The 25,953-nt window shown below is 60.6% G+C and carries 25 protein-coding genes; 12 read left to right on the forward strand and 13 right to left on the reverse strand.

Features of this window, described 5'->3' with window-relative positions; translation table 11 throughout:
* Positions 1-80 precede the first annotated feature (80 nt).
* Both aguA and CQ009_RS26540 read left to right on the forward strand, forming a co-directional pair.
* Entirely contained in the window at positions 81-1,205 is a 1,125-nt protein-coding gene (aguA, locus tag CQ009_RS26535) for an agmatine deiminase (protein ID WP_105709181.1), read from the forward strand.
* Between the two features lie 2 nt (positions 1,206-1,207).
* Positions 1,208-2,305, forward strand: a complete 1,098-nt coding sequence (locus CQ009_RS26540) for an extracellular solute-binding protein (RefSeq protein WP_105709182.1) — start codon at positions 1,208-1,210, stop codon at positions 2,303-2,305.
* Positions 2,306-2,604: 299 nt separating this feature from the next.
* Here CQ009_RS26540 and CQ009_RS26545 read toward each other — a convergent pair whose 3' ends face one another.
* Genes CQ009_RS26545 through CQ009_RS26555 form a run of 3 tightly spaced genes read right to left on the reverse strand, consistent with a single transcriptional unit; the run spans position 2,605 to position 5,137 of the window.
* A complete protein-coding gene (locus CQ009_RS26545) occupies positions 2,605-3,222 on the reverse strand; it encodes a DNA-3-methyladenine glycosylase (RefSeq protein WP_105709183.1) in 618 nt (205 codons plus the stop codon).
* Between the two features lies 1 nt (position 3,223).
* On the reverse strand, positions 3,224-4,021 hold the full coding sequence (locus tag CQ009_RS26550) for an isocitrate lyase/phosphoenolpyruvate mutase family protein (RefSeq protein ID WP_105709184.1): 798 nt from the start codon (positions 4,019-4,021) through the stop codon (positions 3,224-3,226).
* Positions 4,022-4,054: 33 nt separating this feature from the next.
* Positions 4,055-5,137 (reverse strand): bifunctional transcriptional activator/DNA repair enzyme AdaA, encoded by a 1,083-nt coding sequence (locus CQ009_RS26555; RefSeq protein ID WP_105709185.1) that lies wholly within the window; start codon positions 5,135-5,137, stop codon positions 4,055-4,057.
* A 184-nt stretch (positions 5,138-5,321) separates the two neighbouring features.
* Here CQ009_RS26555 and CQ009_RS26560 point away from each other — a divergent pair, with 184 nt between their 5' ends.
* The gene (locus tag CQ009_RS26560) at positions 5,322-5,735 is read left to right on the forward strand and encodes a VOC family protein (RefSeq protein ID WP_105709186.1); all 414 of its coding nucleotides are present in this window, start codon (positions 5,322-5,324) and stop codon (positions 5,733-5,735) included.
* Here the strand turns inward: CQ009_RS26560 and CQ009_RS26565 are convergent.
* Entirely contained in the window at positions 5,732-6,352 is a 621-nt protein-coding gene (locus CQ009_RS26565) for a LysE family translocator (protein ID WP_064390512.1), read from the reverse strand. The two genes, CQ009_RS26560 and CQ009_RS26565, sit on opposite strands and share 4 nt — an antisense overlap.
* A 288-nt stretch (positions 6,353-6,640) precedes the next feature.
* On the opposite strand from CQ009_RS26565, the gene CQ009_RS26570 reads away from it, so the two are divergent.
* From CQ009_RS26570 to CQ009_RS26580, 3 genes are all read left to right on the forward strand, one after another.
* Positions 6,641-7,255, forward strand: coding sequence for a biliverdin-producing heme oxygenase (locus CQ009_RS26570; protein ID WP_105709187.1), 615 nt, complete (start codon positions 6,641-6,643; stop codon positions 7,253-7,255).
* On the forward strand, positions 7,252-9,489 hold the full coding sequence (locus CQ009_RS26575; RefSeq protein WP_105709188.1) for an ATP-binding protein: 2,238 nt from the start codon (positions 7,252-7,254) through the stop codon (positions 9,487-9,489). The genes CQ009_RS26570 and CQ009_RS26575 overlap by 4 nt, the downstream gene beginning before the upstream one ends.
* Before the next feature lie 371 nt (positions 9,490-9,860).
* On the forward strand, positions 9,861-10,448 hold the full coding sequence (locus CQ009_RS26580) for a LysE family translocator (RefSeq protein WP_064390509.1): 588 nt from the start codon (positions 9,861-9,863) through the stop codon (positions 10,446-10,448).
* Between the two features lie 28 nt (positions 10,449-10,476).
* Here the strand turns inward: CQ009_RS26580 and CQ009_RS26585 are convergent, their stop codons facing one another.
* The 5 genes from CQ009_RS26585 to CQ009_RS26605 all read right to left on the reverse strand — a co-directional run bounded on the left by CQ009_RS26585 (position 10,477) and on the right by CQ009_RS26605 (position 15,954).
* The gene (locus CQ009_RS26585; protein ID WP_105709189.1) at positions 10,477-11,310 is read right to left on the reverse strand and encodes an AraC family transcriptional regulator; all 834 of its coding nucleotides are present in this window, start codon (positions 11,308-11,310) and stop codon (positions 10,477-10,479) included.
* Positions 11,311-11,345: 35 nt separating this feature from the next.
* Positions 11,346-11,849, reverse strand: coding sequence for a VOC family protein (locus tag CQ009_RS26590; RefSeq protein WP_064390507.1), 504 nt, complete (start codon positions 11,847-11,849; stop codon positions 11,346-11,348).
* 95 nt (positions 11,850-11,944) lie between these two features.
* Complete coding sequence (locus tag CQ009_RS26595; protein ID WP_105709190.1) at positions 11,945-14,371, reverse strand: TonB-dependent siderophore receptor; 2,427 nt, start codon at positions 14,369-14,371, stop codon at positions 11,945-11,947.
* A 91-nt stretch (positions 14,372-14,462) separates the two neighbouring features.
* Positions 14,463-15,425, reverse strand: coding sequence for a FecR domain-containing protein (locus CQ009_RS26600; protein WP_064390505.1), 963 nt, complete (start codon positions 15,423-15,425; stop codon positions 14,463-14,465).
* Between the two features lie 4 nt (positions 15,426-15,429).
* Entirely contained in the window at positions 15,430-15,954 is a 525-nt protein-coding gene (locus CQ009_RS26605; RefSeq protein WP_105709191.1) for a sigma-70 family RNA polymerase sigma factor, read from the reverse strand.
* A 287-nt stretch (positions 15,955-16,241) separates the two neighbouring features.
* Between CQ009_RS26605 and CQ009_RS26610 the strand changes: the two genes are divergently transcribed.
* Positions 16,242-16,493 carry a transmembrane sensor/regulator PpyR gene (locus tag CQ009_RS26610; protein WP_105709192.1) on the forward strand — a complete coding sequence of 84 codons (252 nt, stop codon included), beginning with the start codon at positions 16,242-16,244 and terminating at the stop codon, positions 16,491-16,493.
* A 184-nt stretch (positions 16,494-16,677) separates the two neighbouring features.
* Here the strand turns inward: CQ009_RS26610 and CQ009_RS26615 are convergent, their stop codons facing one another.
* From CQ009_RS26615 to CQ009_RS26625, 3 genes are all read right to left on the reverse strand, one after another.
* A complete protein-coding gene (locus CQ009_RS26615) occupies positions 16,678-17,346 on the reverse strand; it encodes a bifunctional 2-polyprenyl-6-hydroxyphenol methylase/3-demethylubiquinol 3-O-methyltransferase UbiG (RefSeq protein WP_064390502.1) in 669 nt (222 codons plus the stop codon).
* A 131-nt stretch (positions 17,347-17,477) separates the two neighbouring features.
* The gene (locus CQ009_RS26620) at positions 17,478-18,389 is read right to left on the reverse strand and encodes a carboxymuconolactone decarboxylase family protein (RefSeq protein WP_256585500.1); all 912 of its coding nucleotides are present in this window, start codon (positions 18,387-18,389) and stop codon (positions 17,478-17,480) included.
* A gap of 157 nt (positions 18,390-18,546) precedes the next feature.
* Entirely contained in the window at positions 18,547-18,912 is a 366-nt protein-coding gene (locus tag CQ009_RS26625; RefSeq protein WP_105709194.1) for a DUF6124 family protein, read from the reverse strand.
* 732 nt (positions 18,913-19,644) lie between these two features.
* Here CQ009_RS26625 and CQ009_RS26630 point away from each other — a divergent pair.
* Complete coding sequence (locus CQ009_RS26630) at positions 19,645-20,037, forward strand: GFA family protein (RefSeq protein WP_105709195.1); 393 nt, start codon at positions 19,645-19,647, stop codon at positions 20,035-20,037.
* A 142-nt stretch (positions 20,038-20,179) separates the two neighbouring features.
* Here the strand turns inward: CQ009_RS26630 and CQ009_RS26635 are convergent, their stop codons facing one another.
* The gene (locus tag CQ009_RS26635; protein WP_105709196.1) at positions 20,180-21,010 is read right to left on the reverse strand and encodes an alpha/beta fold hydrolase; all 831 of its coding nucleotides are present in this window, start codon (positions 21,008-21,010) and stop codon (positions 20,180-20,182) included.
* A gap of 264 nt (positions 21,011-21,274) precedes the next feature.
* Here CQ009_RS26635 and CQ009_RS26640 point away from each other — a divergent pair, with 264 nt between their 5' ends.
* The 4 genes from CQ009_RS26640 (at position 21,275) to CQ009_RS26655 (ending at position 25,521) form a co-directional block, all read left to right on the forward strand.
* On the forward strand, positions 21,275-21,730 hold the full coding sequence (locus tag CQ009_RS26640) for a (2Fe-2S)-binding protein (RefSeq protein ID WP_003224136.1): 456 nt from the start codon (positions 21,275-21,277) through the stop codon (positions 21,728-21,730).
* Between the two features lie 19 nt (positions 21,731-21,749).
* On the forward strand, positions 21,750-23,912 hold the full coding sequence (locus tag CQ009_RS26645) for a xanthine dehydrogenase family protein molybdopterin-binding subunit (protein ID WP_105709197.1): 2,163 nt from the start codon (positions 21,750-21,752) through the stop codon (positions 23,910-23,912).
* Position 23,913: 1 nt separating this feature from the next.
* The gene (locus CQ009_RS26650; protein ID WP_064390492.1) at positions 23,914-24,492 is read left to right on the forward strand and encodes a hypothetical protein; all 579 of its coding nucleotides are present in this window, start codon (positions 23,914-23,916) and stop codon (positions 24,490-24,492) included.
* Positions 24,493-24,555: 63 nt separating this feature from the next.
* Positions 24,556-25,521 carry a sensor domain-containing diguanylate cyclase gene (locus tag CQ009_RS26655; RefSeq protein ID WP_064390491.1) on the forward strand — a complete coding sequence of 322 codons (966 nt, stop codon included), beginning with the start codon at positions 24,556-24,558 and terminating at the stop codon, positions 25,519-25,521.
* Positions 25,522-25,953 lie beyond the last annotated feature (432 nt).

A 25,953-nucleotide genomic window follows, 5' to 3' on the forward strand; every position in this document is an offset into this window, starting at 1 on the left:
CCGCAATAATCATCGTTGGCGAGCAGGCGAGCCGCGACCGTACCTTGTGGTCATTCCTATCGCGAAGACGAGGTTTGACCATGGCACGTTTGCTCGACTCCACCCCTAAACACGACGGCTTCCGTCTGCCCGGCGAATTCGAAACCAAGTCCGGCTGCTGGCTCGGCTGGCCGGAGCGCACCGACGTCTGGCGCAACGGCGCCAAGCCGGCGCAGAAAGTCTGGGTGCAGATCGTCACCGCCATCTCCTACAGCGAACCGGTCACCGTTTGCGCCTCGGCCGCGCAATTTGCCACGGCCCGGCGGCAGTTGCCGCCGCAAGTGCGCGTCGTGGAAATGACCTGCAACGACACCTGGTTCCGCGACAGCGGCCCGTGCTTTGTGATCAACGACCAGAGCGGCGAAGTACGCGGCGTCGATTTCGAGTTCAATGCTTATGGCGGTCTTGACGGCGGCCTCTACTACCCGTGGGACAAGGACGACCAGATTGCCAGCAAGATCCTCGAAATCGAGCGCTTCGACCGCTACCGCGCACCGTTGATTGCCGAGCTTGGCGGCATTCAGAGCGACGGTCAGGGCAGCATCCTCACCACCGAACAATGCCTGCTCAACCGCAACCGCAACCAGCACTTGGGCAAGGACGAAGTCACTCGCAGGCTCACCGATTACCTCGGCGCCGAACAAGTCATCTGGCTGCCGCGCGGCTGCAAATTCGACGAAACCGATGGCCACGTCGACGATCTCGCCTGTTTCGTCCGTCCCGGCGAAGTGGTGCTGCAATGGACCGACAACCGCGACGATCCTCAGTGGGAAATCTACCAAGAGGCCTACGACATTCTGCGCAGCACCCGCGACAGCCGTGGGCGCGAGTTGACCGTGCACAAACTGCCGCAACCGGACGTGCTCGAATGGACCGCCGAGGAAGCCGAAGGCCTCGACCAGCAAGACAGCACCCACACCCGTCAGGCCGGCACGAAAATCTGCGCGTCGTATATCAACTATTACGCCGGCAACAGCTCGATCGTGGTGCCGCTGTTTGGCGATCGTCAGGACAAAGTCGCGATGGCGACGCTGGCCGAACTGTTCCCGCAACACAAGATCGTCGGCATCGAAAACTCCCGGGAAATTCTGCTCGGCGGCGGTAATGTCGCGTGCATCACCATGCCGCAATACGCCGGCACGCCTGTCCACAAGAAGGGAGCCTGACCATGCGCCTGCACAAACTGACTCAAGCGTTATTGCTGGTGCTTGCACCCTTGTGTGTGCAGGCCGCCGACACCGCCAAACCGGTGGTCAACTTGTACATCTGGGGCGAGTACCTGGCCCCGGATACCTTGAAAAACTTCGAGGCGAAAACCGGTATTCATGTGGTCGCCGATCACTTTGACTCACTGGAAACCGTCGAGACCAAACTGCTCACCGGGCGCAGTGGCTACGATCTGGTGCTGACCGCAGGCCAGCACCTGTCGCGAGCCATCGAAAGCGGTGCGATCCAGCCGCTGGACAAGGCGCGGGTGCCGCATTTCGCCGGCGTCGGTGAGGAATTCCGTCAGCACATGGCGGTGTTCGATCCGGGCAATCGTTACGCCGGGATCTACGCGTGGGGCACCACGGGTGTGGGCTATCAGGAGGAGGCCGTCAAAAAGCGCTTGCCCGATGCGCCGAAGGACAGCTGGGCGATGTTGTTCGATCCGGCCGTGGTGGCGAAATTCGCCGATTGCGGGGTGAGTCTGCTCAATGATCCGAACGAGGTTTTTGCGGCGGTCATGAAGTACATGGGCCTGGACATCAACCGGCAGAACCTTGACGACCTGAAACTCGCCGAGCAGCAACTGGCGAAGATCCGCCCGTACATTCGCTACTTCGACAATGATTTGAACATCAGCGATCTGGCCAACGGCAATACCTGTGTGGCGATGTCGTGGAACGGCAACGTGGCGATTGCGGCAGGGCAGGCGCAGGCGGCGAACAAGCCGTTCAAACTCAGTTACCGGATTCCGAAAGAGGGCACGTTGATCTGGTTTGACGCGATGGTCATTCCCAAGGACGCCCCGCACCCGCAGGCCGGGCTAGCGCTGATGGATTACCTGATGACCCCGGAGGTGATCGCGCCGATCACCGACACCATTCACTACGCCAATGCGATCACCGCGGCGGATGGTCTGGTCGATGCAGCGATCCGCAATGATCCGGGGACCTACCCCTCGGCCGACGTCAGGGCCACGCTGTACAGCAAAAACGACAACGGCAAAGCCTTCAATCGCGCGTTGATCCGCGCCTTCAGCCGGTTGAAGTCCGGTCTCTAATCCCACATTTGCCCCTGTAGGAACTGCCGCAGGCTGCGATCTTTTGATCTTGATCTCAAAATCAAAATCAAAAGATCGCAGCCTGCGGCAGCTCCTACATGTTTGGGTTTTCAGCACAGTGTGAATCGATGCCATCTGACCCACCCCTGAACCTGTAGGAGTGAGCCTGCTCGCGATGGCGGTGGTTCAGTCGATGGGGATGTTGACTGGACTGGCCTCATCGCGAGCAGGCTCACTCCTACAGGGTTCGGTGTAGCAAAAAACCTGTGTGGCTTGCCGGCGATGAACGATAACGCGGTCTAAACCTTGGCCACCCGCCATAAATACCACGCAGCCACCGTTCGATAAGGGCTCCACGCCAGGCCGATCTCGATCATCTGCTTGCGCGTCGGCTGCACCTCCAGCCCCTTCAGCCGCCGATAGCCTTCACGCACACCAAAGTCATCGGCCGGCAGGATATCCATGCGCTCAAGGCTGTAGATCAACAGCATCTCGACGGTCCAGCGGCCGACCCCGCGCAGGCCGATCAAGCGTTCGATCAGCGTTTCATCGTCCATCGCCAATTCCGTGGCGTAATCCGGCACCACGCCGTCGAGCGTCGCCTGGGCGATCCCTTGAATCGTGGCAATCTTGCCTGCTGAAAACCCACAACTGCGCATTCGTTCAAAGTCTGTCGCAAGGATTTGTTCCGGCCGTGGAAATGACTGCGACGGAAACAGCCCCACCAGCCGCCCGACAATCGCATCACCGGCCTTGGCATGCAGCTGCTGATAGGCAATCGCCCGCACCAGCGACTCGTACGGATCGCGTGCCGGGTGCGGTTGGTGCAGGCACGGGCCGACCGCTGTAATGTGCCGCTGCCAGTCGGAGTCGAGGCTGGCGAGGTATGCGCTGGCCGCTTGATAGGCGTCGGGCATGCTATTTCAGCAAGCCGTTGACTTCGCCGTAGGTGAAGGCCTTGAGGTCGTGGGTGTCGAGTTTGCCGCTGGCAAGGAAGCTTTTCACCAGCCCGCCCATCGCACCGTAGAGGAACTCGGCGATGCCGGAGCCGGCGCTCAGGCGGCGCACACCCAAGGCTTGCAGTTCGGCGGGCGAGGGCAGACAGGCGAAGCCGAGCACGTTGACCGGCAGCGTCGTGCCTTTGCAGATCGCTTCGATTTCGTAGCCCGAGGTGACCCCGGCGGCGAACAAGCCATCGGCACCGGCGGCCTGATACAGCGCGGCACGGCGCAGGGTTTCGGCGACGCGGTCTTCAGCCGGCACCAGGCCTTTCAGATAGACATCGGTGCGCGCATTGATGAACAGTTTGACCGCGCGTTTGTCGGCGACTTGCCGCGCCACCTCGATCTTGCGCGCGAGCAGCTCCGGCGTTTGCGCGCCGTCTTCGATATTGATGCCAACCGCACCCGCCGCAATGACCGCATCGAGCACCTCGGCGACCCGCCCGAGGTCATCGGAATACCCGGCCTCGACGTCGACGGTCAGCGGCACGCTGATGACCCGGGCGATGGATTCCACCGTCGACACCAGCCGTTCGAGGGGCAGCGTGTTGCCGTCCGGGTAACCGTGGGCCCAGGCCACCGCCGCGCTGCTGGTGGCGACGGCCTGGCCGCCCAGCTGTTCGACCAGACGCGCGCCGGTGGCGTCGGCGACGTTGGTCAGGATCAACAGGCCTTGCTGGTGCAACTGGTGAAAGCGGGTGTCGAGCGTGCTCATCGAAATTCCTTGTTGTTGATGGGGCAAAATTTGTCAGAAAGCCAACGGTTGGGTGAGCTGCAGCGCGGCGTTTTCCAGCCTCAGCAAGAATGCCTTGCGCGGTTGTCCTCCACCATAGCCGGTCAGCGCGCCGTCCGCGCCAATCACCCGATGACACGGCACGACAATCGACAGCCGATTGTGCCCGTTGGCCAGCCCGACCGCGCGACTCGCGCCGGGTTTGCCCAACGCCGCCGCGATGGCGCCGTAAGTGCTGGTGTGACCGTAAGGGATTTGCAGCAGCGCTGCCCAGACCTGCCGGGAAAATTCGCTGCCGGGCAAATGCAACGGCACCGTGAATACGTTCAGCGTGCCGGCGAAGTAGGCCGCCAGTTCTTTTTCGATCTGCTGCAGGTGTGCGTTATGCCCTGGCGCGACCGCGTAGCCATAGCGGCTCTGCAATGCTTCAACTTCGCCGGTCAGCGCCGGTCGATCAAGAAACTCCAGCAACACCAATCCACGGCGTTCGGCCATGGCGATCATCGGCCCCAGCGGCGTGGTCAGCCGGGTGAACAGCAGCGGCTCGCTCTGTTCGGCGCGGCCCGGTGTGATGTGGAACGACTTCTGGAAAGCGTCGCGAAAACCACTGAGCGAGTCATAGCCCGAGTCGAACGCGGCGTGATCAATCGAGGTGCCTTGTCTGATCCCGCCCAGCGCCATGCCCAGCCGCCGGGTACGCAGCCAGGCGTGGAAGGTCATGCCGAAATGCTGCTTGAACCAGCGCCGCAACTTCAGCGGTTCGATGCCTGCGGCGAGCAGTTGTGCATCGCTCCAGCGCAGCTCCGGGTCGGCTTCCACGGCGTTGAGCAGACGCTGCACCCAGTCTGGCGCAATGGCCGCGGCGTCCAGCGGTTTGCAGCGCAGGCAGGCGCGATAACCGGCGGTCAGGCATTCGTCAGCGTGCGCGAAGAACTCGACGTTCTCCGGTTTCGGCTTGCGCGCCGTGCAACTGGGGCGGCAGAAGATCCCGGTGGTTTTCACGGCCGTGAAGAACACGCCTTCATAGGCAGTGTCGCGTTCGAGCATGGCGCGAACCATTTCGGCGTGGGGCGGCAGGACAGCGGTTTGTATGTTCATGGCATGACTGTAAAAGCAGATTCTCGATGGCTCCACCGAAAAATCGACAGTGAATTTCCATTACCCCTGAACTACCGTGTAGGAGCTGCCGAAGGCTGCGATCTTTTGATCTTGTTTGTATAAATCAAAGTCAAAAGATCGCAGCCTTCGGCAGCTCCTACAGAGATTGTGAGGTATCGGGTTTATGCATCCGTTTTCCATTCAGCGTATTGATCATATTGTCCTGCGCGTGCAAGACCTGCAGCGCAGCATCGAGTTTTACGGTCAGGTGTTCGGTGCCGAGGTGGTCAAGCGCAACGAACCGCTGGGGCTGATCCATCTGCGCGCGGGCAGCTCGATGATCGATCTCGTCGACCTGCAAGGCGAACTCGGCCGCAAGGGCGGCGGGGCGGCCGGTGCCGAGCGGCGCAACGTCGATCACTTCTGCCTGCGCATCGAGCCTTTCGATGAAGCGCTGCTGAGCGCACATTTGCAGTCTTTTGGTCTGAGCGTTGCCAAAGCCGAGTCACGCTTCGGCGCCGAGGGTAAAGGTTTGTCGCTGTATTGCTTTGACCCGGATGGCAATCAGGTCGAACTCAAAGGGCCGCCCGAGGCTTAAGCGCGTTTGGCCATCAACAATACCGAAGCCGCCGCCGACAGCAGCCCCGCGCAGCAACGATTGAATATCCGTTTGCCGCGCGGCTCGGCGAACCAGCGGCGCATGTGCAGGCCCATCCAGGCATAAGCGCTGATGGCGATCCATTCCAGCAGCAGGAACAGCACACCCAGTACGGCGAATTGTGCCGGCACCGGTCGGGCGGGATCGACGAACTGCGGCAGAAATGCAGTGAATAGCAAAATCGCTTTCGGGTTGCCGGCCGCCACCAGAAACTCCTGTCGCGCCAAGGCGAAGAAGCCAACGGTCGCCCCCGTCACGTGCTGCTCGGCCTGCGGATCGGCCCGCCATAGTTGCCAGGCCAGATACAGCAAGTACGCGGCGCCAATGATCTTGATCGCATGGAACAGCCATTCCGACGTCTGCAACACCACCGACAGACCGGCGCCGGCCAGCGCGATCATCCCGGCAAACGCCAGAATACGCCCGATGCCCGCCGTGCAGGCGCGGCGAAAACCGTAGCGGGTAGCGTTGCTCACCGACAGCAGGTTATTCGGGCCGGGGGCCATGTTCAGAGCGAAGCAGGCCGGGAGAAACAGGCTGAGGGTGGCGAGATCCATGACGGCACTCCAGAAACGAGAAGGCCATTTTTATCACAGCCCACGCGCCGTCAGACCCATACAGTCAGGCCCCGCTGTCGCGGTACAGCGCCCGGCCGTGCAGGACAACGCCGTCGAACTTTTTGCTGACGGCGCAACTCTGAAACAGTCAGAGGGAGGTGGTTTCGTCAGAAAAAGTTATCCAGCCGGTCAGAAATACCGATTGCCGTGTACCATTTGCTCCCTGTTTCTGCTCCCTGTTTCAAACATCCCGCACGGCCCCAGGCGGCCCCACCAAGAGCGATCTACATGCAAGCAAAGGCCCGTGAAGTTTATGTGCCACCGGTGCTGCAAGATCTGCGGGCCGGCACTGCCGAACTGCACATCGCACTGGAAAAACGCCTTCCATTTTTCTCCGATACTCTCGATACCCCAGCATTTGTGCAGTTGATGCAGGCTTATTACGGCTTCTATCTACCGCTGGAAGACGCGCTGCTGAGCAGTGGCGCGATTCCCACTGATTTTGATCTGACGCCACGACTCAAGGCGCCAACCTTGCGCGCCGACCTGCATGCCCTGGGCTTGAGCCGCGAGGCGCTGGCACGTCTGCCACAGTGTGAAGACTTGCCCCTGATCAATTCCGCGGCTTGCTGCCTCGGCATACTGTATGTGCTCGAAGGTGCGACGCTGGGCGGGCAGATCCTGCGCCGGGAAATCGCCAGCCGACTCGGCCTGGAAGCCGACAATGGCGCGGCGTTTCTCGATATCTATGGCGCCGCCACTGGTCGCCGCTGGCGCGATTTCATTGAATACCTGAGCCGTCGACCGATGGATGCGGACGAGCGCAAGGCCGTGGTTGCGGCCGCACACACCACATTCAGCTGTTTCGAGCGCTGGCTCGAAAGCCGGGAGGTACTGGCATGACCCCGCAAGACAAAGAAGCCTTTGAAGAACTGCTGGCCAACTGTGCCGACGAGCCGATTCGCTTCCCGGGCGCGATCCAGCCCCACGGTTTGCTGCTGACCCTGAGTGAGCCTGCGCTGGAGATCGTTCAGGTCAGCGCCAACGTTGCAGCCCTGCTGGACCGGGAGCCGCTCGGACTGATCGGCCAGCCACTGGCGCAACTGATCGGCGACGCCGAGGCCGCGCAAGTGCGCGAAGCCTTGCTGCAGCCGGCGTTGTCCGACACGCCGCCGCTGCACTTTCGCCTCAATGACACGGCGTTCGATGGCTTGCTGCACCGGCATCAGGGCGTGCTGATTCTGGAGCTGGAAATCCACGTCGAAAACTTCCAGCCACGCAATGTCGCCGGCAACCAGACCCATCTGGGGCGCATGCTCCAGCGTCTGCACGCGGCCACCTCGTTGCAGGCGCTGTACGACATCAGCGTCAAGGAAATCCAGGCCATGACCGGTTACGACCGGGTGCTGATCTATCGCTTCGAAGAGGAGGGACACGGCCAGGTGATCGCCGAAGCGTCCGACCCGTCGATGGAAGTGTTCAACGGTCTGTTCTTTCCAGCCTCGGACATTCCCGAGCAGGCCCGCGAGTTGTATCGGACCAATTGGCTGCGGATCATCCCCAATGCCGATTACCAGCCAGTGCCGTTGCTGCCGAAGCTGCGCCCGGACACCGACACACCGCTGGATTTGAGTTTTGCCACCCTGCGCAGCGTGTCGCCGATCCACTGTCAGTACATGAAGAACATGGGCGTGCTTTCGTCGATGAGTATCTCGCTGCTCAAGGGCGACAAGCTCTGGGGCCTGATCAGTTGCGGCAACCGTCAGCCGCTGCACGTGCCGCATGAATTGCGCGCGGCGTGCCAGACCATCGGCCAGGTACTGTCGCTGCAGATCAGCGCGATGGAAGCGCTGGAAATCAGCCGTCAGCGTGAAGAAAAAGTCGAGGCGCTGGCTCTGCTCAATCAAGCGATGATCGATTCGCCGCAAAACGTTTTCGATGGCCTGGCCAACCAGCCGCAAGTGCTTATGGCGCTGAACAACGCCGGCGGTATCGCGATCATTGAAGACAACCAATTGCACCGTTACGGCAACTGCCCGGAGCCTGCGCAGATCCGCGCCCTGCACAAGTGGCTGCAGGACAGCGGCGAGCCGGTGTTCGCCAGTCATAATCTGGCCAGCGTGTATCCACCGGCCGCGGAGTATCAGCAAGTGGCCAGTGGCGTGCTTGCCATGAGCCTGCCCAAACCGGTCGACAACGGCGTGCTGTGGTTCCGCCCCGAGGTCAAAGAGAACATCAACTGGAGCGGTGATCCGCGCAAGCCACTGGACCTGGAAAACTCCGACGCCGGCTTGCGCCTGCGCCCGCGCACCTCGTTTGAAATCTGGAAAGTCGAGATGGCCGGCATCTCCACCAAGTGGAGCCATGGCGATCTGTTCGCCGCCAACGACCTGCGTCGTTCGGCGCTGGAAAACGATCTGGCGCGCCAGGTGTGCCGCGAACAGGAAGCCGTGCGAGCCCGCGATGAACTGGTGGCGGTGGTCTCCCACGACCTGCGCAACCCGATGACAGTAATCTCGATGCTCTGCGGCATGCTGCAGAAGGCGTTCAGCTCCGATGGGCCGCACACCTCGCGGCGCATCTCCACCGCGATCGACACCATGCAGCAGGCGGCCGGGCGCATGAACACGCTGCTCGAAGACTTGCTCGACACCTCGAAGATTGACGCCGGGCGCTACTCCATCACCCCGCAGAAACTCGACGTCGGGCAGATGTTCGAGGAAGCGCAGGCGCTGCTCGCACCGCTGGCGCTGGACAAGGACATCAGCATTTCCTTTGCCGCTGATCCCGATTTGCGCATTCACGCCGATCCGGAGCGGCTGTTTCAAGTGCTGTCGAATCTGGTCGGCAACGCGATCAAGTTCACCCCGCGCCTGGGCACCGTCGGCGTGCATGCCAAATCAGTCGGCGATGAAATCGTTTTCACCGTGCGTGACAGCGGCGAAGGCATCCCCAAAGAGCACCTGCCGCACGTGTTCGACCGTTACTGGACGGTAAAGGAAGGCAATCCCAACGGCACCGGCTTAGGTTTGTACATCACCCAAGGCATCGTCGAAGCCCACGGCGGCCGGATCGTCGCCGAGAGTGAGCCGGGGCAGGGCAGCGAATTCCGCTTCACCGTGCCACGCCTCGACTGACCCCTGCAGGACCTGCCGCAGGCTGCGATCTGTTGATCTGATCGTTCCCCCGCTCCGCGTGGGAATGCCTCAACGTACGCTCTGCGTTCGGCTCTGGAAGGGACGCGGAGCGTTCCGGGCTACATTCCCACGCAGAGCGTGGGAACGATCAGGATCACAGGGGCATTTTCTTTTGATCGTTCCCACGCTCCGCGTGGGAATGCCTCAACGGACGCTCTGCGTTCGGCTCTGGAAGGGACGCGGAGCGTCCCGGGCTACATTCCCACGCAGAGCGTGGGAACGATCAGATCACAGGGGCATTTTCTTCAATACCGGGGATTGGGCGCTCGATACCGTGAGCACCTTGTTCCTCGATTTGAAGCAGGTGTGCGATGAGTCTGATTGTTTCGATGGCGGCGTTTGCGTTGGCGGCGTCGATCACGCCGGGGCCGGTGAATATCGTGGCGTTGAGTTCGGGGGCGCAGTTCGGCTTCCGCGCCAGCCAGCGGCATGTCGCCGGGGCAACATTGGGGTTTGTGTTGTTGCTGGTGTTGATGGGCCTGGGCCTGCACGAGGTTCTGCAACTGTGGCCGTTCATGACCCGCGTGGTGCAACTGGCCGGGGTGGCGTTTCTGCTGTTCATGGCCTGGAAACTGGCCACTGACGACGGGCAATTGAATGCCAAGGATGCCGCGCGGGCGCCGTCGATGCTGTACGGCGCGGTGATGCAGTGGCTCAATCCGAAAGCGTGGCTGGCCTGCGTGGCGGGAATGGGCGCGTTCGTGGCGGATGGCGAGGCGCAGCTGGTCTGGCAGTTTGCGGCGGTGTATCTGGTGATTTGCTATGTGTCGGTCGGCTGTTGGGTGTATGCCGGGACGTTTTTGCGTGGGTATCTGAGCAACGCGGCGGGGATGCGCTGGTTCAATCGGAGCATGGCGCTGTTGCTGGCTGTCAGTGCGATCTACCTGCTGTTCACCTGACCCTGGCACAACCTTTGTGGCGGATCGGTCAGCCGCGATATTGCCCAGGTGTTGCGGCCAGATGCTGTTTGAAGGCCCGCTGAAAGTGCGCCTGATCGGCAAACCCGGCCGCCAGCGCCACATCGGCAATCAATTGTCCGCTGCGCAGGCGTTCGCGGGCGAACTGGATGCGCTGATTGACCAGAAACGCATGCGGGGTCATGCCGTAATGCTGCTTGAACGCGCGGATCAGGTACGACGGTGACAGCTGCGCTGCGACGCAGATGTCATCGAGGCTGAGCAGGTCGGTGCAATGTTCGCGGATGAACTCTGCGGCGCGCTCAAGTTTGAAATTAGGTTCGCGCAACACTTGCCCGGCAGGGTTCAGGTGCAGTTGCAGATCGCTGAAAAACTCCACCGCTGCGCTCTGCTTGCGTAGTACATCCTGTTGCTCGTCGATCAGCACTTGGTAAAGCGCGATCAAGTCGTGAAACAGCGCTGCATCCTGCAGGTGCGTGGCAGAGAACGGTCGAAATTCCAGATCCTTGGCAAAGCCCGACTGATGCTGCAAATCCGTCAGCCACGGCGTCTCGACATACAACATCACGTACGACCACGGCTGATCATCAATCGGATTGCAGGCGTGCACATCGCCGGGGTTCATCAACACCACCGTCCCTGCCGCCACCTCGAATTGCGCATGCTCGTGCACGTAAGTACTGCGCCCGGCAGTAATCGCACCGATCGAGAAGTGCGCGTGGGAATGGCGGGCGTAACAGACTTCGCGGCCATCGGCGATGGCCCGCGCTTCGATGAAGGGCAGGGCGTCGTCGCGCCAGAAGCGCGGGGCTTTTTCAGGGTTTTTGGCGGCAGCGTGTTTCATTGTGATTATTCCCGGCAGGCCAGCGCCCGAGTGTATTAGCTCTGGCCGGCAAAGGCTCGTTCCAGTTCGGCGATGTCGAGTTTTTTCATCTTGAACATGGCCTGCATCGCCCGCTGCGACTTGCTGGTGTCGGCGTCCAGCATCATGTGCATGAACGCCACCGGCACGATTTGCCACGACACACCGAATTTGTCTTTGAGCCAGCCGCATTGCTGGGCTTCGACCGGGCCACCCTCGGACAGGTTGCCCCAGAAATGGTCGACTTCTTCCTGGTTCTGGCAATTGACCTGAAACGAAATAGCTTCGCTGAACTTGAACATCGGCCCACCGTTGAGGCCGGTAAACGTCTGGCCATCGAGCTCGAAACTGACGGTCATCACCGCACCTTCCGGCTTGCCGTGAAATTCCTGACCGACCTTGCTGTAATGGGTCAGACCGGTGATTTTCGCGTGATCGAAGATCGAGCAGTAGAACTTCGCCGCCGCTTCGGCCTGATCATCGAACCACAGGCAGGGCGTGAGTTTTTGAAAGCGTTGCATGGCAGTTATCCTCGGCAGGTCAGACACGCTGGACTATCAGCGTAGACAGTCCTTGGTCGACTGGCAGCGCCGTAGATCGACAAGTTGCCGGCTCATCAGAAATCCCAGCGCGCCGTCAGTTGCAGGCTGCGCGGTTCGCCATAGAACCCGGTGCCGAAATTGCCGAGTCCGGTGTAGTAGGTCTTGTCGAAGAGGTTTTTGACGTTGAGCGTAGTGCTCAGGTGGTCGCTGAAGCGGTAGCGTGCCATGGCATCGACCAGGTAATAGCTGTCCTGAGTGATGCGTACGTTCTGGCCGGCATCGGGCTGAAAGACGTTGCCGAAAAATTCGCTCTGCCAACTGATGCCGCCACCCAGGGTCAGATTCTGCCAGACACCGGGCAAGCGATAGCTGCTGAACAGCCGTACCAACTGCTCCGGCGCGGTGGTTTGCAGGATCGAGGCATACACCGGATTGCCCTCGGCATCGCGGGTGTGGTTGTAGGCGTAACCGGCAGAAAGATTCCAGCCGTCAGCGATTTCGCCGGCCACTTCGAATTCGAAACCTTTGGTCGTTGCACCCTGCACGGCGCGGTACACGGCCTGCGTGTCGAAGCCGCTGATTTGCTCGGCGACGTTGTTTTGCTCGATGCGGAACACGGCAAGACTGGCGTTGAGCCGGCCCTCGAAGTATTCGGCTTTTATCCCCGCTTCATAGCTGTCGCCTTGCACCGGGTCGAGCAACTGGCGCGCGGCGTCCTTGCTCAGTTGCGGTTGATAGATGCGCGTGTAGCTGGTGTACAGCGAGTACGTGTCGTCGAGGTCGTAGACCGCACCGGCGTAGGGTGTAACCACGCCGGTCTGGCGATAGCCCTCGCGGACATTGGCGGTGTTCGGGTCGTGATAGTCGAGGTGGTCGCTGGCGCTGAAATCACTGACACGTGCGCCGAGGATCAGCGCCAGATCGTCGCTGGCCTTCAAGCGCGTCGATACGTACGCGCCGGTCTGGCGTTGGCTGATGGCGTCGGTGCCGATCTGCGGGATGTCGGGTTTGGCGAACTCGCCGTGCCAGTCGAAAATGCTGGCGTTCAGCGCCGGATAAACCGAGCCGTACACAGGGTTGTCCTGACGGGTGTTCATCGACATGAACCCGACGATCATCTGATGCTCGCGCCCGAACAGGCTGAACGGCCCGCCGAGGTTGAGATCGACATTGTCCTGCACTTCGTCACCCTTGAATTTGCCCATGTACAGGAACATGCCGTCGCCCGTCAGCGGATCCGGATTGCCGCCACTGGCGGAGCCGAGCAGGGTGTCGTGCTCGCGGTGTTTGCGGTCGTAGCTGAGCTTCAGCGTCCAGTCGCTTTGCAGTTGCCGGGTGAGGGCGGCGAACAGCGTCTGATTGCTGAAATCCCTGCGGCTCCAGTCGGTCGCCGGGTTGAACGAGCGCGGGAAACGAGTCCGCGTACCGTCGCTGTAGAACATTGGGAAACCGGTCCAGCTGGCGCCGCGTGAGCGGGTGTTCTGCTGATCGAAACCTACGGTCAGCAGGGTGTCCGGGGTCAGATCGGCTTCGACGATGGCGTAGGCGATGTCCTTGCTGTTCTGGTAATGATCGGCGTGGGCGCTGCGTTCCTGATGGACGCCAACGAAGCGCGCACGCAGGTTGCCGCTCGTGGTTAACGGGCCGGAGACGTCGGTCTCGCTGCGGTAGTTGTCCCATGAGCCGACGCTGCCGCTCAGTGATGCCTTGAAAGCTTGCGTCGGGCGTTTGCGGATCAGATTGACCGTGGCAGAGGGATCGCCTGAACCGGTCATCAGGCCAGTGGCACCCTTGATGATTTCGACCCGATCGAACGTCGCCATGTCGGTGCTGGTGGTGCCGTAATCGTAGACGCCGTCGTAGTCGGTATTGACCCCGTCGTACTGGAAATTGGTGATCGGCGCGCCACGGCTGGAAAACTCCCAACGCTCACTGTCGTAGTTCTGCACACTGATGCCCGGCGCGCGGCGCAGCACGTCGGCGATGCCGGTGGCGCCTTGATCGTCGAGTTGCTGGCGAGTGATCACGCTGATCGATTGCGGGGTTTCGCGCAGGGACAGCGCCAGGCCGGTGGCGGAAGAGGTCTGGCCGGTGGTGTAGGCGTGGGTGTCTTCGCTGATGGCACCGAGGGTTTTGCCGTTGATGGTGGTGGCGTCCAGTTGCAGCGGTTCTGCAGTGGCTGCGCTGCGCAAGACATAACCGCCGCCACTTTGTGGCTGGGCTTGCAGGCCGCTGCCCTTGAGAAGAATTTTCAGGGCTTGTTGCGCGGAGTATTCGCCGTGAAGACCGGGGCTGCGCTTGTCGGCGGCCAAGTCGTTGTGGCCGGCGATGAACACGCCGCTCTGTTGCGCGAAGCGGTTAAGCGCTGAAGCCAGTGAGCCGGCAGCGACCGAATAATGCTGCTTCTGCGCCTCTGCTTGCGCAATCGACGCACTCAGCCCTGGCACGGCAAATGCCAAGGCCAAGGCGAAACGGGGGCGGGCGAGGGGGCAGCGCAACATGCAGTTTTCCGGGGCGCGAGCAACGAAGTGCGGGCTGTTATGGGTTAACCGAATGAACGCGCGAAAAGGGAACCGTGAAGTGAAAAAAACCTCAGGTTTTCGGTCCGACGCTAACCCACCAGTTGAAAGTCTTGTCGACGCGAATCGGCAATGCCGCTTCGAGCAGGCGCAAGGCCTGATCGGTATCCTTGAGCGGGAACGAACCCATCACTGGTAAGTCGGCCACGGCCGGATCGCAATGCAAATGCCCTGGACGGTAGCGGCTGAGCTCTTCGATCAGCTCACCCAGCGGCAGGTTATCCGCCAGCAGCAGCCCTTGGCGCCAAGCTTCGCGTGACGGGCTGGCCGTGGTTGCGGTACCCAATCGAGCCATGCTGAATGTCAATTGCTGGCCGGCCTCAACCACTTGAGTCTGGCCTTGCTGGTTGCGTACTTCGACGGCGCCTTCATAAACGTTGAGCAGGGTGTTGCGATCGTTCTGGCAGACGCTGAAGCGCGTGCCCAATGCGCGCATCCGGCCATGTTCGGTGTCCACCAGAAAAGCCCGGCCTGGATCCCTGGCGGTGTCGATCAGCACTTCGCCGGCGCGCAGCAGCAGCAAGCGGCGCGTCGCGTCGAAATGCACATTCAGCGTGCTCAACGCATTGAGCCAGATCCGGCTGCCATCGCTCAGTGTCGTTTCGCGGGTTTCGCCAGTGCCGGTGGACAGGTCGGCACTCAGCCGTTCGATCAGCGGTGTGCTGCGCCAGGCGGCCAAACCGGTCAGCCCGGTCGCGGCAACAATCAGCAGGCCCTTGAGCGATTGTCGGCGACTGATCGAGGTGCGACTGCTGGTCCGCAAGGCGTGGCTGATGGCGTGAGTTTCGCTGTCGCTTTGCAGTGGCGCGAACCTTTGGCCGACGCGTTCGACATAGCTCCAGGCCGCCTGATGCTCAGGGCTTTGTGCCAGCCATGCCTGCCAGCGCAGCTGTTCCTGATCGGCGACCGGCGCGTCATGCAATTGCACGTACCAGTGCGCCGCCTGCTCAAGGCTGGCGTGGCTGAGTTTGTTCATGGCGTTACTCAATCAGCAGGCCGTCGAGTTCGGCCTCAAGAATCGCGCAATGCATCATCGCTTGGGCGAGGTATTTTTTGATCATCCGCTCGCTGACGCCGATCTGTTCGGCGATCAATCGGTAAGGCATGCCGTGCAACTGCGCAAGAATGAACGCCTCACTGACCCGCTGTGGCAGACGCTGAAGCATGGCATCTACCTCGTGCAGGGTTTCAACGATGATCGCCTGCTGCTCGGGGGAGGGCTGCAAGGCTGGCGGGCGGCTGGCGAGGGTGTCCAGCCAGGTCTGTTCCAGTTGCCGACGGCGCCAGTGATCGACGCACAAACCGCGGGCAATGGTTGCCAGATGTGAGCGCTCGTGAACCTCATCAGTGAAGATTTGCGGGCGCTTGAGCACGCGGATGAAGGTGTCATGGGCGAGGTCGGCGGCATCCATTGCGTTGCTCAGGCGTCGACGCAATAGCTCGTGCAGCCAGCGGTGGTGGCTGAGGTAGAGATTCTGCACAAGTGAGGAGTCGGCGACCGTCATTAGAGCAAGCGTCCAGAACGACCGTGACCGGTCTAAATGGGAATGGGTCGCGATTAAAACAAAAGGCAGGATAGTGTGCAAATGATATTGGTTTGCTTTTAGCCGTCGTGTACGAGATTTTTGTGAGATGTGGTCGTAATGACTTTGTGTCGAGTCAAAATGACCTGCTTCTTTCTGTGTCAAATTGACTCTTTGCAGTGCGGGTGCCCGGTTTCACTGGCTTAAAAAGCTGGCACAGGATTTGAAGTACTTAACGTACCCATCGAGCCGATCAGGAGTACGCCACCATGTTCACCTTCTTCAAAAGCCCGCTGCACGTTCTGCATCTGTCGAGCAAAGTCCTCGTCGTCGGCCTGATCATGTTGCTGGCCGGCATCTTTGGCGCCTACCTCTACAGCGGCCCCATGCCGATTGCCCTGCAGGTGGCGATGCATGCGCTGACCATCCTCGGCCCGACCCTGATCAAGATCGGCTACGTCATGCGCCTGCTGGCGCAATACCGCCTGCGCGGGCTACGACTGGTCCCGCAAGCTGCCTGACCTTATAGGAACAGCTCGGCTCCTACGCTGTCCGGTGGTATATCTAAAATCCAAGGTCAACCCAAATCCCCTGTAGGCCTTCGCCTGCTCGCGATGGCGTCCGCACAGTCTGAATCTGTATTGCCTGACCCACCGCGATCGCGAGCAGGCTCACTCCTACAATGATTGGTGGTGTTTTTGAAAGTCAGCGGCGCTCAGCGACGATGAGTAGCGCCTGCGGCACCGGGCTTTGTGGGTGTTGGGGTTCCTGCAGGCTGATCAGGCGGAAGCCGGCCATGTCCAGCGCATTGCACCAGCTCGACAACGTGCGGAAATACCACGGCATCGGCTGCCACTGGCCTTTGAACCCGGCGAACGATTCTTCGCGCCAACCATCCTGATAATCGCCTGCCGCTGCCGCCCATGGATGCAATGTCTGAATCACCAGCGCACCACCGGGAACCAGCAGCACATTCATCGCGGCCAGTAGAGGAATAATGTCCTGATGCAGCAGTGAGAAATTCGCGCAGATCAAATCGAAGTCACAACCGATATCAACCTTGGCTTCGACCAGCGAGTCGTAGTCGGCGACATGCACGGTTGGAGAACCGGCCAGACGCGCCGCTTCAACCAGCGTCGCATCACCATCCACGCCCACCGCAGCAATGCCCAGGTCCGCCAGCGCCCGCAACAACCAGCCTTCGCCGCAGCCCAGATCCAGCACACGCTGCGGCTGGCGGCCCATGATCGCCAGCAGAATTGCCTGATTGGTCACCTGTTGACGGCTTTCGATGGCGCCGCTGCGGATTACCTCGATCCAGGCATCAGCGTTGTCGTGCCAGCTCTGTAGAAGGCTGGATTCGGGGGAGGGCATGGCGGTGTCCCGACTTTTGAAAAACCACAGTATGGACGCTGAACGCAGGCAAGGGCTTGTAGATGAGCGTATCCACCACAACTCCGAACGCCGATTTTCTTTACGACATCGATATCAGCTCCATTTTCAGGTCATTTTTTCGAAGCCGCCAAAACCTCCTTGAGCGCTGCATTCGCACGTTCGGCAGTCTGCGCATCACCGTGCTTTTTCAGCTGTTCAGTGACCTCGCTCAACTGTGCCGCGCTGAGCCCGACGCGCAGGCTTGCCGCCATATGCGCGCGCAGTTGCGGTTCCACGCCCGGGGTCGCTGCCAGCGCTCCGACAGTGGCCAGTTCGCGGCTTTGCCAGTTGAGGTTGTCGCGCTCGAAGATGTCGCCGAACAGGTGGGTTTGCAGGAACCGGTTGATCACCGGGGCGAACTCGAACACCGGGCCTTTGACCGGAGCGCCCGAGATCTTGGTTTGATTCGCGGTGCCGGCGGCCAGCAATTCATCCCCGACTGGAATCGCCCGGCCCGGCTCACGCCCCGGCGCATCTTCGATGCCGCGTTGTTTGCGTGCCTGCACCACGGTCATGAGTTCATTCAAGGCATTGAGGCTGCGCGGGAAGCCCACATAGGCGTAGAGCTGCACGAGAATTTCCCGGGCTTCGCTGATCGTCAGGCCGGCGTCGAGTCCTTGGTTGAGGGCCGTGTTGAGGTTGGGCATGTCGCTGGTCGCCATGAATGCAGCAATCAGTGGAACCGTCTGTTGTTTGCTCGAAAGGGCTTGTGCGGTGGTTTGCGGGGTGGTCATGGATTTCGGTGCCTCGGCTGCTTGGGTGGTAAGGCTGAACATCGCGCCAACGCTCAGGCAGAGCGCCATGAGTGCGGGGAGGGCAGCGCTGCTGCGTGTGTCAGTGGCCATCGTGAAAGGCTCCGTCCACTGTGGTTCTGCGATTCTCTGGGTATCCGTGGTCGGGCCATAACCATGGCTCAGGCCCATACAGCCAAAGCCGAGGGCGGATACTTCGAGTGAACGGATGCCGAGTGTGTACTTGTGCATGTCGATCTCCCATTGGGCGTGGGGGGAAGACTAAGCGAGGTGACTGGTGGGGACTAGACGGGTAAATCGGGATGGCTTGATGAGTTCTGCTCATCAATCGACAGAGGGGGCAAACGCGAAAGTGAGGGGGTAACCCCTCACTTATTCGGTCTGGTGATTATTGCGGGATGCGCAGCTTGTCCAGCAGATGGTTGACCAACAGCTCGTTCAGCATGATCACCTGTTGCAGCGCCAGCAGCGGTTTGCGCTCCGGGCCGCCTATTGAGTTGGCGATGTTACCGGCCATGGAGTGGGCGTAGGAAAGCGACTCACAGGCTTCGACCAGTAGTGTTTCTTCATCCAGCGTGGGGTCGACGAGGTAGACGGGGCGAAACTTTGGCGAGCTTGGTGGAGCGCCGAGTGCTTCGGGTCGCAGGTAGTAGTCGAGGGCGCGGTCGGTTGCCTCTTTGACCTTTTGCGGGTTGAGCGAGGGGTCGTGAGGGATTGGGTCGGTGGGCGGTGGATTTGGCGTGATTTTGAACATGGATGAAACTCCTATCGCAGTTTAAGGAGCCATCACTCTCGCTACCAAACGAGTGGGTGGTGGCCATACGCGGGTTGGTAGACCGGCTGCAATAGGAACCCGGCGCTCACGAGTGAGCCCCACGCATGACTACCATTGAACTGAGCCTCCACAAAGAGACAGCACAGGGTGTTGTCACACGGCTATTACAGACGGGCTACCAAACCCGATCACTGTTTTGCAGTGACAGGCCAACGATATAGCCCGGCCCATAGCCGTGTAAGCCGGCGGATTCTGGCGTACGCGTAGGTAACGACGCAAGGTGTTGTAGGGAGGATGGCGTAACGGATTGTGTGCTTTAAACGCCGTAACCGGATGACGTTTACACATGAGCAATGCCGGTTGGTGGCGGCTTTCGGTTTTGCGTGAGTCTGTGAGATTTTCCCCCCTCACCCCAGCCCTCTCCCCCAAGGGGGCGAGGGGGAAGGGAGCAGATCTCCATGTACTTCCAGGCCAGAGTTCGACTCGGTATTTCAAGTCGGTGCAACTTGCACATACAGCGCGGTCAGTTCCCTCTCCCCCAAGGGGCGAGGGGGAAAGGGAGCCGATCTTTGTGCTCTTCAAACCTGAGTTCGACTCGGTATTTCAAGTCGGTGCAACTTGCACATACAGCGCGGTCAGTTCCCTCTACCTCTGGGAGAGGGTTAGGGTGAGGGCTGTCGGTAATTTCAAATACTGAAGAGGAGGTGCGACATGAATCGATTGACCGGCGGTTGCCTATGCGGCGATGTCCGTTTCGAAGTGACTGGTCAGCCCTACCGCGTCGGCATCTGCCACTGCCTCGACTGCCGCAAACGTCACGGCACGCTCTTTCACACCTCGGCAATATTTCCCGAGGATGCGCTGAAAGTCACCGGCGAAACCCGCGACTTCAACGGGCGCTTTTTCTGCCCGCGCTGCGGCTCTCCGGTGTACACGCGTTCGGCAGATGAAGTGGAGGTCAACGTCGGATCGCTCGATGAGCCTAATCAGTTCAAACCCACTTACGAACTCTGGACCATTCGGCGTGAGTCGTGGCTACCGGCGCTGCCATTGGCTCACCACTACGAGCGTGATCGTGAAAGCACAAGTCGCACAGAAGAATAATGGACGTGAGCCCAATCACATCCCCCTTGTGGGAGCGAGCCTGCTCGCGAAAGCGGTGGGTCATTCAGCTCAAGTTCAACTGACAGATTGCATTCGCGAGCAGGCTCGCTCCCACAGGGGGAGTGTATGGCTGCCGCTCAACTCAGCCGCGAATAAAGGCTAAAAGATCCGCGTTGATCGTTTCGGCCTCCGTCGTCGGCATCCCGTGCGGGAACCCCGGATACGATTTCAATGTGCCATTGGGCAGCAACTTGGCCGACAACGGTCCCGAGTTCGCATACGGCACAATCTGATCATCCTCGCCATGCATCACCAGCACCGGCACCGTGACCTTCTTCAAGTCCTCGGTGAAATCCGTCTGCGAAAACGCGACGATCCCATCGTAATGGGCTTTTGCGCCGCCGATCATGCCCTGACGCCACCAGTTGGCAATAATCCCTTCCGATGGCGTGGCCCCGGGCCGGTTGTAGCCATAAAAAGGCCCTGTCGGAATATCCCGATAGAACTGCGCCCGGTTCGCCGCCAACTGCGCCTGAAAGTCATCGAACACCGATTTCGGCAGCCCACCCGGATTGCTCTCGGTCTGCACCATCAACGGTGGCACCGCACTGATCAGCACACCTTTGGCGACGTTGGCCTGACCATGCCGGGCAATGTAATGAATCACCTCACCGCCACCGGTCGAGTGACCGACATGCACGACGTTCTTCAGCCCCAAATGATTGACCACCGCCAGCGTATCGTCGGCGTAATGATCCATATCGTGGCCATCCCAGACCTGGCTCGAACGCCCGTGCCCACGCCGATCATGGGCAACCACCCGGAAGCCTTTGCCGAGGAAGAACAGCATCTGCGCATCCCAGTCGTCCGAGCTGAGCGGCCAGCCGTGGTGGAAGTGGATCACCGGCGCGTCTTTCGGGCCCCAGTCTTTGTAGAAGATTTCGACGCCGTCTTTGGTGGTGACAAATCCCATGTTCGCGACTCCAGACCAATGTGATGGATAACCCGCGCGGCAAGCGCGGACCGTTTTGCTCAGGATGGATTTCTGCTGCGCTGGCTCAGTGCGAGCCGTTATCAACTGTAGGATTAAAGTCGACATCTGCATGACCGGTGGTCGCAACGTCTGGCTTCGTGCGCAAATTAGGCTTTGCTGAAAGGGATAAGCCGAGGCGCGCGTAGGCATTGATGGCCACAGCGGCGCCCCTTCAGAACACCGTGAGTCTGAGGAAATCCCCCGATGCTGACCTTGAATATCAATGGCAAGGATCAGGAGCTCGATGTCCCCGCGGACATGCCGTTGCTCTGGGTCCTGCGCGATGTCGCGCACCTGACCGGCACCAAATTCGGCTGTGGCATGGCCCAGTGCGGGGCCTGCACCGTGCACGTTGACGGGGCGCCATTACGCGCCTGTATCACGCCCGCGACCGCCGTGGCCCACGGGCAGAAAATCCTCACCATCGAAGGCCTGTCCACCGACGGCTCGCACCCGGTGCAGCAAGCCTGGGCCGAACTCGACGTGGTGCAGTGTGGTTACTGCCAGTCGGGGCAGATCATGTCGGCCGCCGCCTTGCTGGCGAAAATCCCCAAACCCACCGACAGCGATATCGATCAGGCGCTCTCCGGCAATATCTGCCGCTGCGGCACCTATCCGCGCATTCGTGCGGCAGTGAAGCGTGCTTCGGAAATCGGCTGATTTTGCGGGGAGATAGACGATGAACAGTCCTGTATCGCGTCGGGGTTTTCTCAAAGGCAGTGCCGTGTTGGGCGGCGGGCTGGTGGTGGCGTTTGTCGTCCCCGGCGGCCACAAGTTTGCCTATGCCGCCGAGAACGAAGGCAAGGTGTTTGCACCGAATGCGTTTTTGCGCATCGCGGCGGACAACAGCGTCACCGTGTTGCTCGGGCATTCGGAGATGGGCCAGGGCATCTGGACCGGCCTGACCATGTTGATTGCCGAGGAACTGGACGCGGATTGGTCGAAGATCCGCGTCGAACACTCGCCGGCGTCAGCGGCGGATTACGGCATGCCGGGGTTTGGCGGCATGCAGATTACCGGCGGCTCGACGTCGACGTGGATGGAGTTCGACCGTTATCGGCTGGCAGGCGCGACCGCGCGGCAGATGCTGGTCGAGGCGGCGGCGAAACGCTTTGAAGTGGCGCCATCGACGATTCGCACCGAATCGGGCGTGGTTATTGCCGGTGATAAACGTGCGACTTATGGCGAGCTGGCAGATGCCGCCGGGCAACTGCCGGTGCCGGATCCGAAGTCGATCACTTTCAAGGAAGCCAAGGACTGGAAAGTCATTGGCAAACCGACCAAACGCCTCGACACGCCGGAAAAAATCACCGGCCGCGCCAAGTTCGGCATGGACGTGCAATTTGAAGGTTTGATGACTGCGATGGTCGCCCGTGCACCGGTGTTCGGCGCCAGTGTGAAATCCTTCGAAGGTGCTGAGGCGCTGGCGGTCCCGGGCGTGCACAAAGTGCTGCAAGTGCCGACAGGCGTTGCGGTGATCGCTGATCATTACTGGGCGGCGAAACTGGGCCGTGATGCGCTGAAGATCGATTGGGATCTCGGCCCGCATGCCGATCTGAGCAGCGAAAAATTGCTGGCACGTTTCCGCAAACTGGCCGCCACGCCAGGCATATCTGCCAGTCAGGCCGGCGACGCGAAGGGCAACTTCGGTAAAGCGGTGAAGAAAATCGATGTCGAGTACAGCGTGCCATATCTGGCTCACGCGCCGATGGAACCGCTCAATTGCACGGTGAAGATCAGCGCCGAGAAATGCGAGATCTGGACCGGTACGCAGTTTCAGACGCTCGATCAAATGGTCGCCGGCAAGATCACCGGGCTGAAGCCGGAGCAGGTCGAAATCCACACGGAATTTCTTGGCGGTGGTTTTGGACGCAGGGCCAATCCGACGTCAGACTTTGTCGCCGAAGCGGTGCAAGTGGCGAAAGCCGCCGCCATGCCGGTGAAAACCGTGTGGTCGCGGGAAGACGATATTCGCGGCGGTTACTACCGCTCGATGTTCCTGCACCAGGCCAAGATCGGTTTGGGCGCGGATGGTTTGCCGTCGAGTTGGCAGCATGTGTTGGTCGGGCAGTCGATCATGGCCGGCACCATGCTGGAAAAAACCATGGTCAAGAACGGCGTTGACGCGACGTCGGTCGAAGGCGTCTCTGACAGCCCTTACGTCAAAGGCCTGGCCAATCATCAGGTCGATCTGCATTCGCCGCAGACCGGGATCAATGTGCTGTGGTTGCGCTCGGTAGGCCATAGCCACACGGCGTTTGTCATGGAATCGCTGATCGATGAAATGGCCACGGCGGCCGGCAAGGATCCGGTCGAATACCGACGAACGTTGCTCAAGGATCATCCTCGGCATCTGGGTGTGCTCAATCTGGCGGTTGAAAAAGCCAACTGGAAAGCGCCGCTGCCGGATGGCCATAGCCTCGGCGTGGCGGTACACGAATCATTCGGCAGCTACGTCGCCCAGGTCGCCGAGGTGTCGCAGGACAATCTGAAGATTCGCGTGCATCGGGTGGTTTGCGCCGTGGACTGCGGGATTGCGGTGAACCCGCAGAGCATCGCTGCGCAGATGGAGTCGTGCATCACCTTCGGCCTGGGCATGGCGCTGCACAGCAAACTGACGCTCAGGGACGGCGCGGTGGTGCAATCCAACTATCACGATTATCAGGTGCTGCGGCTCAACGAGATGCCGGTGGTCGAGGTGCATATTGTGCCGAGCAGCGACAAACCCGGCGGCATCGGCGAGGCCGGTGTGCCGCCGACCGCGCCAGCCGTGGCCAACGCCGTGTTCGCCCTGACCGGGCAACGTCTGCGTGAGTTGCCGCTGCAACTGTCGGGGGTGTGAGATGAAACGACATCTAGTGTTGGGCACGGTGATTCTGTTGGGACTGGGCGGTTATGCCTCGGACCTGTTTGCCGATGATCAGGAAGCCTTGAAAGCCTTTGGTACGGTGCAGAAAGTCTTCCAGAGCCCGCGTTGCCAGAACTGCCACATTCCCGGGGATGCGCCGCTGCAGTTCGACGCCGGCATTCCCCATGCGATGAACGTGGTGCGCGGCATGGACGGCAAGGGCGCCGCCGGTTTGCCGTGCGCGACCTGTCACGCGGAAAACAATCCGCCCGCCAGTTACGGCCCCCATGCGCCACCGGGGGCACCGCACTGGAGCCTGCCACCGGCGGCGCACAAAATGGCCTGGATCGGCCTGCCAGCGGACAAACTCTGCGCGATGATCAAGGATCGCTCCAGCAACGGCGATCGCGATTTTGCCGCGCTGATCAAACACGTCAGCGAAGACAAACTGGTGCTGTGGGGCTGGAACCCCGGAGCAGGGCGCGCGCCCGTGCCGGTGCCGCACGATATTTTCGTCGCGCAATTCAAGCTGTGGGCCGATGCCGGCGGGCCATGTCCGGTGGCGGGGATCTGATGAGAAGAACTCACGCGGATTTAACGCTACGCTGAAGAGCATTGATGCCAACGGAGTGTGCGAATGCTGGTTCCTGGAAAACCCGCCAATGAGGATAAACGTCTTCAAGCGCTGCACGGCCTTGACCTGCTTGACTCGGCGCCGGAGGAGCGGTTCGACCGACTGACACGGCTGGCCAAGCGCCTGTTCAACGTGCCGATTGCACTGGTGACGCTGGTCGACAAGGATCGTCAGTGGTTCAAGTCCTGTGTCGGCCTGGATGCCACTGAAACGCCACGGGATGTTTCGTTCTGCGGCCACGCGATACTGCAGAACGAACTCCTGCTGGTGCCCGATGCCCGTGAGGATGTGCGCTTTCATGACAATCCGCTGGTCACTGGTGCGCCGAATATCCGCTTCTACGCCGGTTACCCATTGACCGTGCCCAACGGCAATAAAATGGGCACGCTGTGTCTGATCGACACCAAACCCCGCGAACTCGACGATGAAGAGCGCGCGTTGTTGCGCGACCTGGCGGAAATGGCCGAGCAAGAGCTGACGGCTGTGCAGATGGCGAGCATGGACGAGCTGACGCTGCTGTCCAATCGCCGCGGTTTCAAGCAGTTGGCCCAGCATGCGCTGGACGCCTGCGCCCGGCTTGATCGGCCCGCGACGTTGCTGTTTTTCGATCTCAATGACTTCAAACAGATCAACGATCTGTATGGGCATGCCGAGGGTGACAGTGCGCTGAAGACTTTCGCCGACGTGCTGCGCATTGCCTTTCGCGAAAGCGATGTGGTCGGGCGTTTGGGCGGGGATGAGTTTGTTGCGCTGCTGACGGGGTCGAGCCATATCGAAACCACGACGATCATGGCGCGGCTCAAGGAAATCCTCGAAGAGCGTAATGCCACGCTGCACCGGGGCTATGCGATTCGCTTCAGCGTCGGGCAGATTGAATACGACGCCAAACGCCACGAGACCGTGGATCGCTTGCTGGCGGATGCGGATGGGGCGATGTATGCGCACAAGCAGGCACTGAAGGGTTGCTAGTGAATGCACCACAGATCCCCTGTAGGAGTGAGCCTGCTCGCGATAGCGTCCAGTCATTCAACATCTTCATAGCCTGACCCACCGCTATCGCGAGCAGGCTCACTCCTACAGAGGTGTCGGGTGATCTCAAAATCCCGGTTCGCCGCAGATCCATGTGGGAGCGAGCCTGCTCGCGATAGCGTCCAGTCATTCAACATCTTCATTGCTTGACCCACTGCTTTCGCGAGCAGGCTCACTCCTACAGGGGGGGGGCGGGTGTTCACAATATCTCGGTTCACCACAAATCCAAGTGGGAGTGAGCCTGCTCGCGATGGCGTCCGGTCAGGCAACATCTTCATTGCCTGACCCAGCGCTTTCGCGAGCAGGCTCACTCCTACAGAGGTGTCGGGTGATCTCAAAATCCCGGTTCGCCGCAGATCCATGTGGGAGCGA

Source organism: Pseudomonas sp. MYb2 (assembly GCF_002979955.1).
Taxonomy (GTDB): Bacteria; Pseudomonadota; Gammaproteobacteria; order Pseudomonadales; family Pseudomonadaceae; genus Aquipseudomonas.

Coding starts and splice junctions, on each gene's coding strand:
- aguA (WP_105709181.1), top strand. CDS start 81: ATGGCACGTTTGCTCGACTCCACCCCTAAACACGACGGCTTCCGTCTG.
- CQ009_RS26540 (WP_105709182.1), top strand. CDS start 1,208: ATGCGCCTGCACAAACTGACTCAAGCGTTATTGCTGGTGCTTGCACCC.
- CQ009_RS26545 (WP_105709183.1), bottom strand. CDS start 3,222: ATGCCCGACGCCTATCAAGCGGCCAGCGCATACCTCGCCAGCCTCGAC.
- CQ009_RS26550 (WP_105709184.1), bottom strand. CDS start 4,021: ATGAGCACGCTCGACACCCGCTTTCACCAGTTGCACCAGCAAGGCCTG.
- CQ009_RS26555 (WP_105709185.1), bottom strand. CDS start 5,137: ATGAACATACAAACCGCTGTCCTGCCGCCCCACGCCGAAATGGTTCGC.
- CQ009_RS26560 (WP_105709186.1), top strand. CDS start 5,322: ATGCATCCGTTTTCCATTCAGCGTATTGATCATATTGTCCTGCGCGTG.
- CQ009_RS26565 (WP_064390512.1), bottom strand. CDS start 6,352: ATGGATCTCGCCACCCTCAGCCTGTTTCTCCCGGCCTGCTTCGCTCTG.
- CQ009_RS26570 (WP_105709187.1), top strand. CDS start 6,641: ATGCAAGCAAAGGCCCGTGAAGTTTATGTGCCACCGGTGCTGCAAGAT.
- CQ009_RS26575 (WP_105709188.1), top strand. CDS start 7,252: ATGACCCCGCAAGACAAAGAAGCCTTTGAAGAACTGCTGGCCAACTGT.
- CQ009_RS26580 (WP_064390509.1), top strand. CDS start 9,861: ATGAGTCTGATTGTTTCGATGGCGGCGTTTGCGTTGGCGGCGTCGATC.
- CQ009_RS26585 (WP_105709189.1), bottom strand. CDS start 11,310: ATGAAACACGCTGCCGCCAAAAACCCTGAAAAAGCCCCGCGCTTCTGG.
- CQ009_RS26590 (WP_064390507.1), bottom strand. CDS start 11,849: ATGCAACGCTTTCAAAAACTCACGCCCTGCCTGTGGTTCGATGATCAG.
- CQ009_RS26595 (WP_105709190.1), bottom strand. CDS start 14,371: ATGTTGCGCTGCCCCCTCGCCCGCCCCCGTTTCGCCTTGGCCTTGGCA.
- CQ009_RS26600 (WP_064390505.1), bottom strand. CDS start 15,425: ATGAACAAACTCAGCCACGCCAGCCTTGAGCAGGCGGCGCACTGGTAC.
- CQ009_RS26605 (WP_105709191.1), bottom strand. CDS start 15,954: ATGACGGTCGCCGACTCCTCACTTGTGCAGAATCTCTACCTCAGCCAC.
- CQ009_RS26610 (WP_105709192.1), top strand. CDS start 16,242: ATGTTCACCTTCTTCAAAAGCCCGCTGCACGTTCTGCATCTGTCGAGC.
- CQ009_RS26615 (WP_064390502.1), bottom strand. CDS start 17,346: ATGCCCTCCCCCGAATCCAGCCTTCTACAGAGCTGGCACGACAACGCT.
- CQ009_RS26620 (WP_256585500.1), bottom strand. CDS start 18,389: ATGCACAAGTACACACTCGGCATCCGTTCACTCGAAGTATCCGCCCTC.
- CQ009_RS26625 (WP_105709194.1), bottom strand. CDS start 18,912: ATGTTCAAAATCACGCCAAATCCACCGCCCACCGACCCAATCCCTCAC.
- CQ009_RS26630 (WP_105709195.1), top strand. CDS start 19,645: ATGAATCGATTGACCGGCGGTTGCCTATGCGGCGATGTCCGTTTCGAA.
- CQ009_RS26635 (WP_105709196.1), bottom strand. CDS start 21,010: ATGGGATTTGTCACCACCAAAGACGGCGTCGAAATCTTCTACAAAGAC.
- CQ009_RS26640 (WP_003224136.1), top strand. CDS start 21,275: ATGCTGACCTTGAATATCAATGGCAAGGATCAGGAGCTCGATGTCCCC.
- CQ009_RS26645 (WP_105709197.1), top strand. CDS start 21,750: ATGAACAGTCCTGTATCGCGTCGGGGTTTTCTCAAAGGCAGTGCCGTG.
- CQ009_RS26650 (WP_064390492.1), top strand. CDS start 23,914: ATGAAACGACATCTAGTGTTGGGCACGGTGATTCTGTTGGGACTGGGC.
- CQ009_RS26655 (WP_064390491.1), top strand. CDS start 24,556: ATGCTGGTTCCTGGAAAACCCGCCAATGAGGATAAACGTCTTCAAGCG.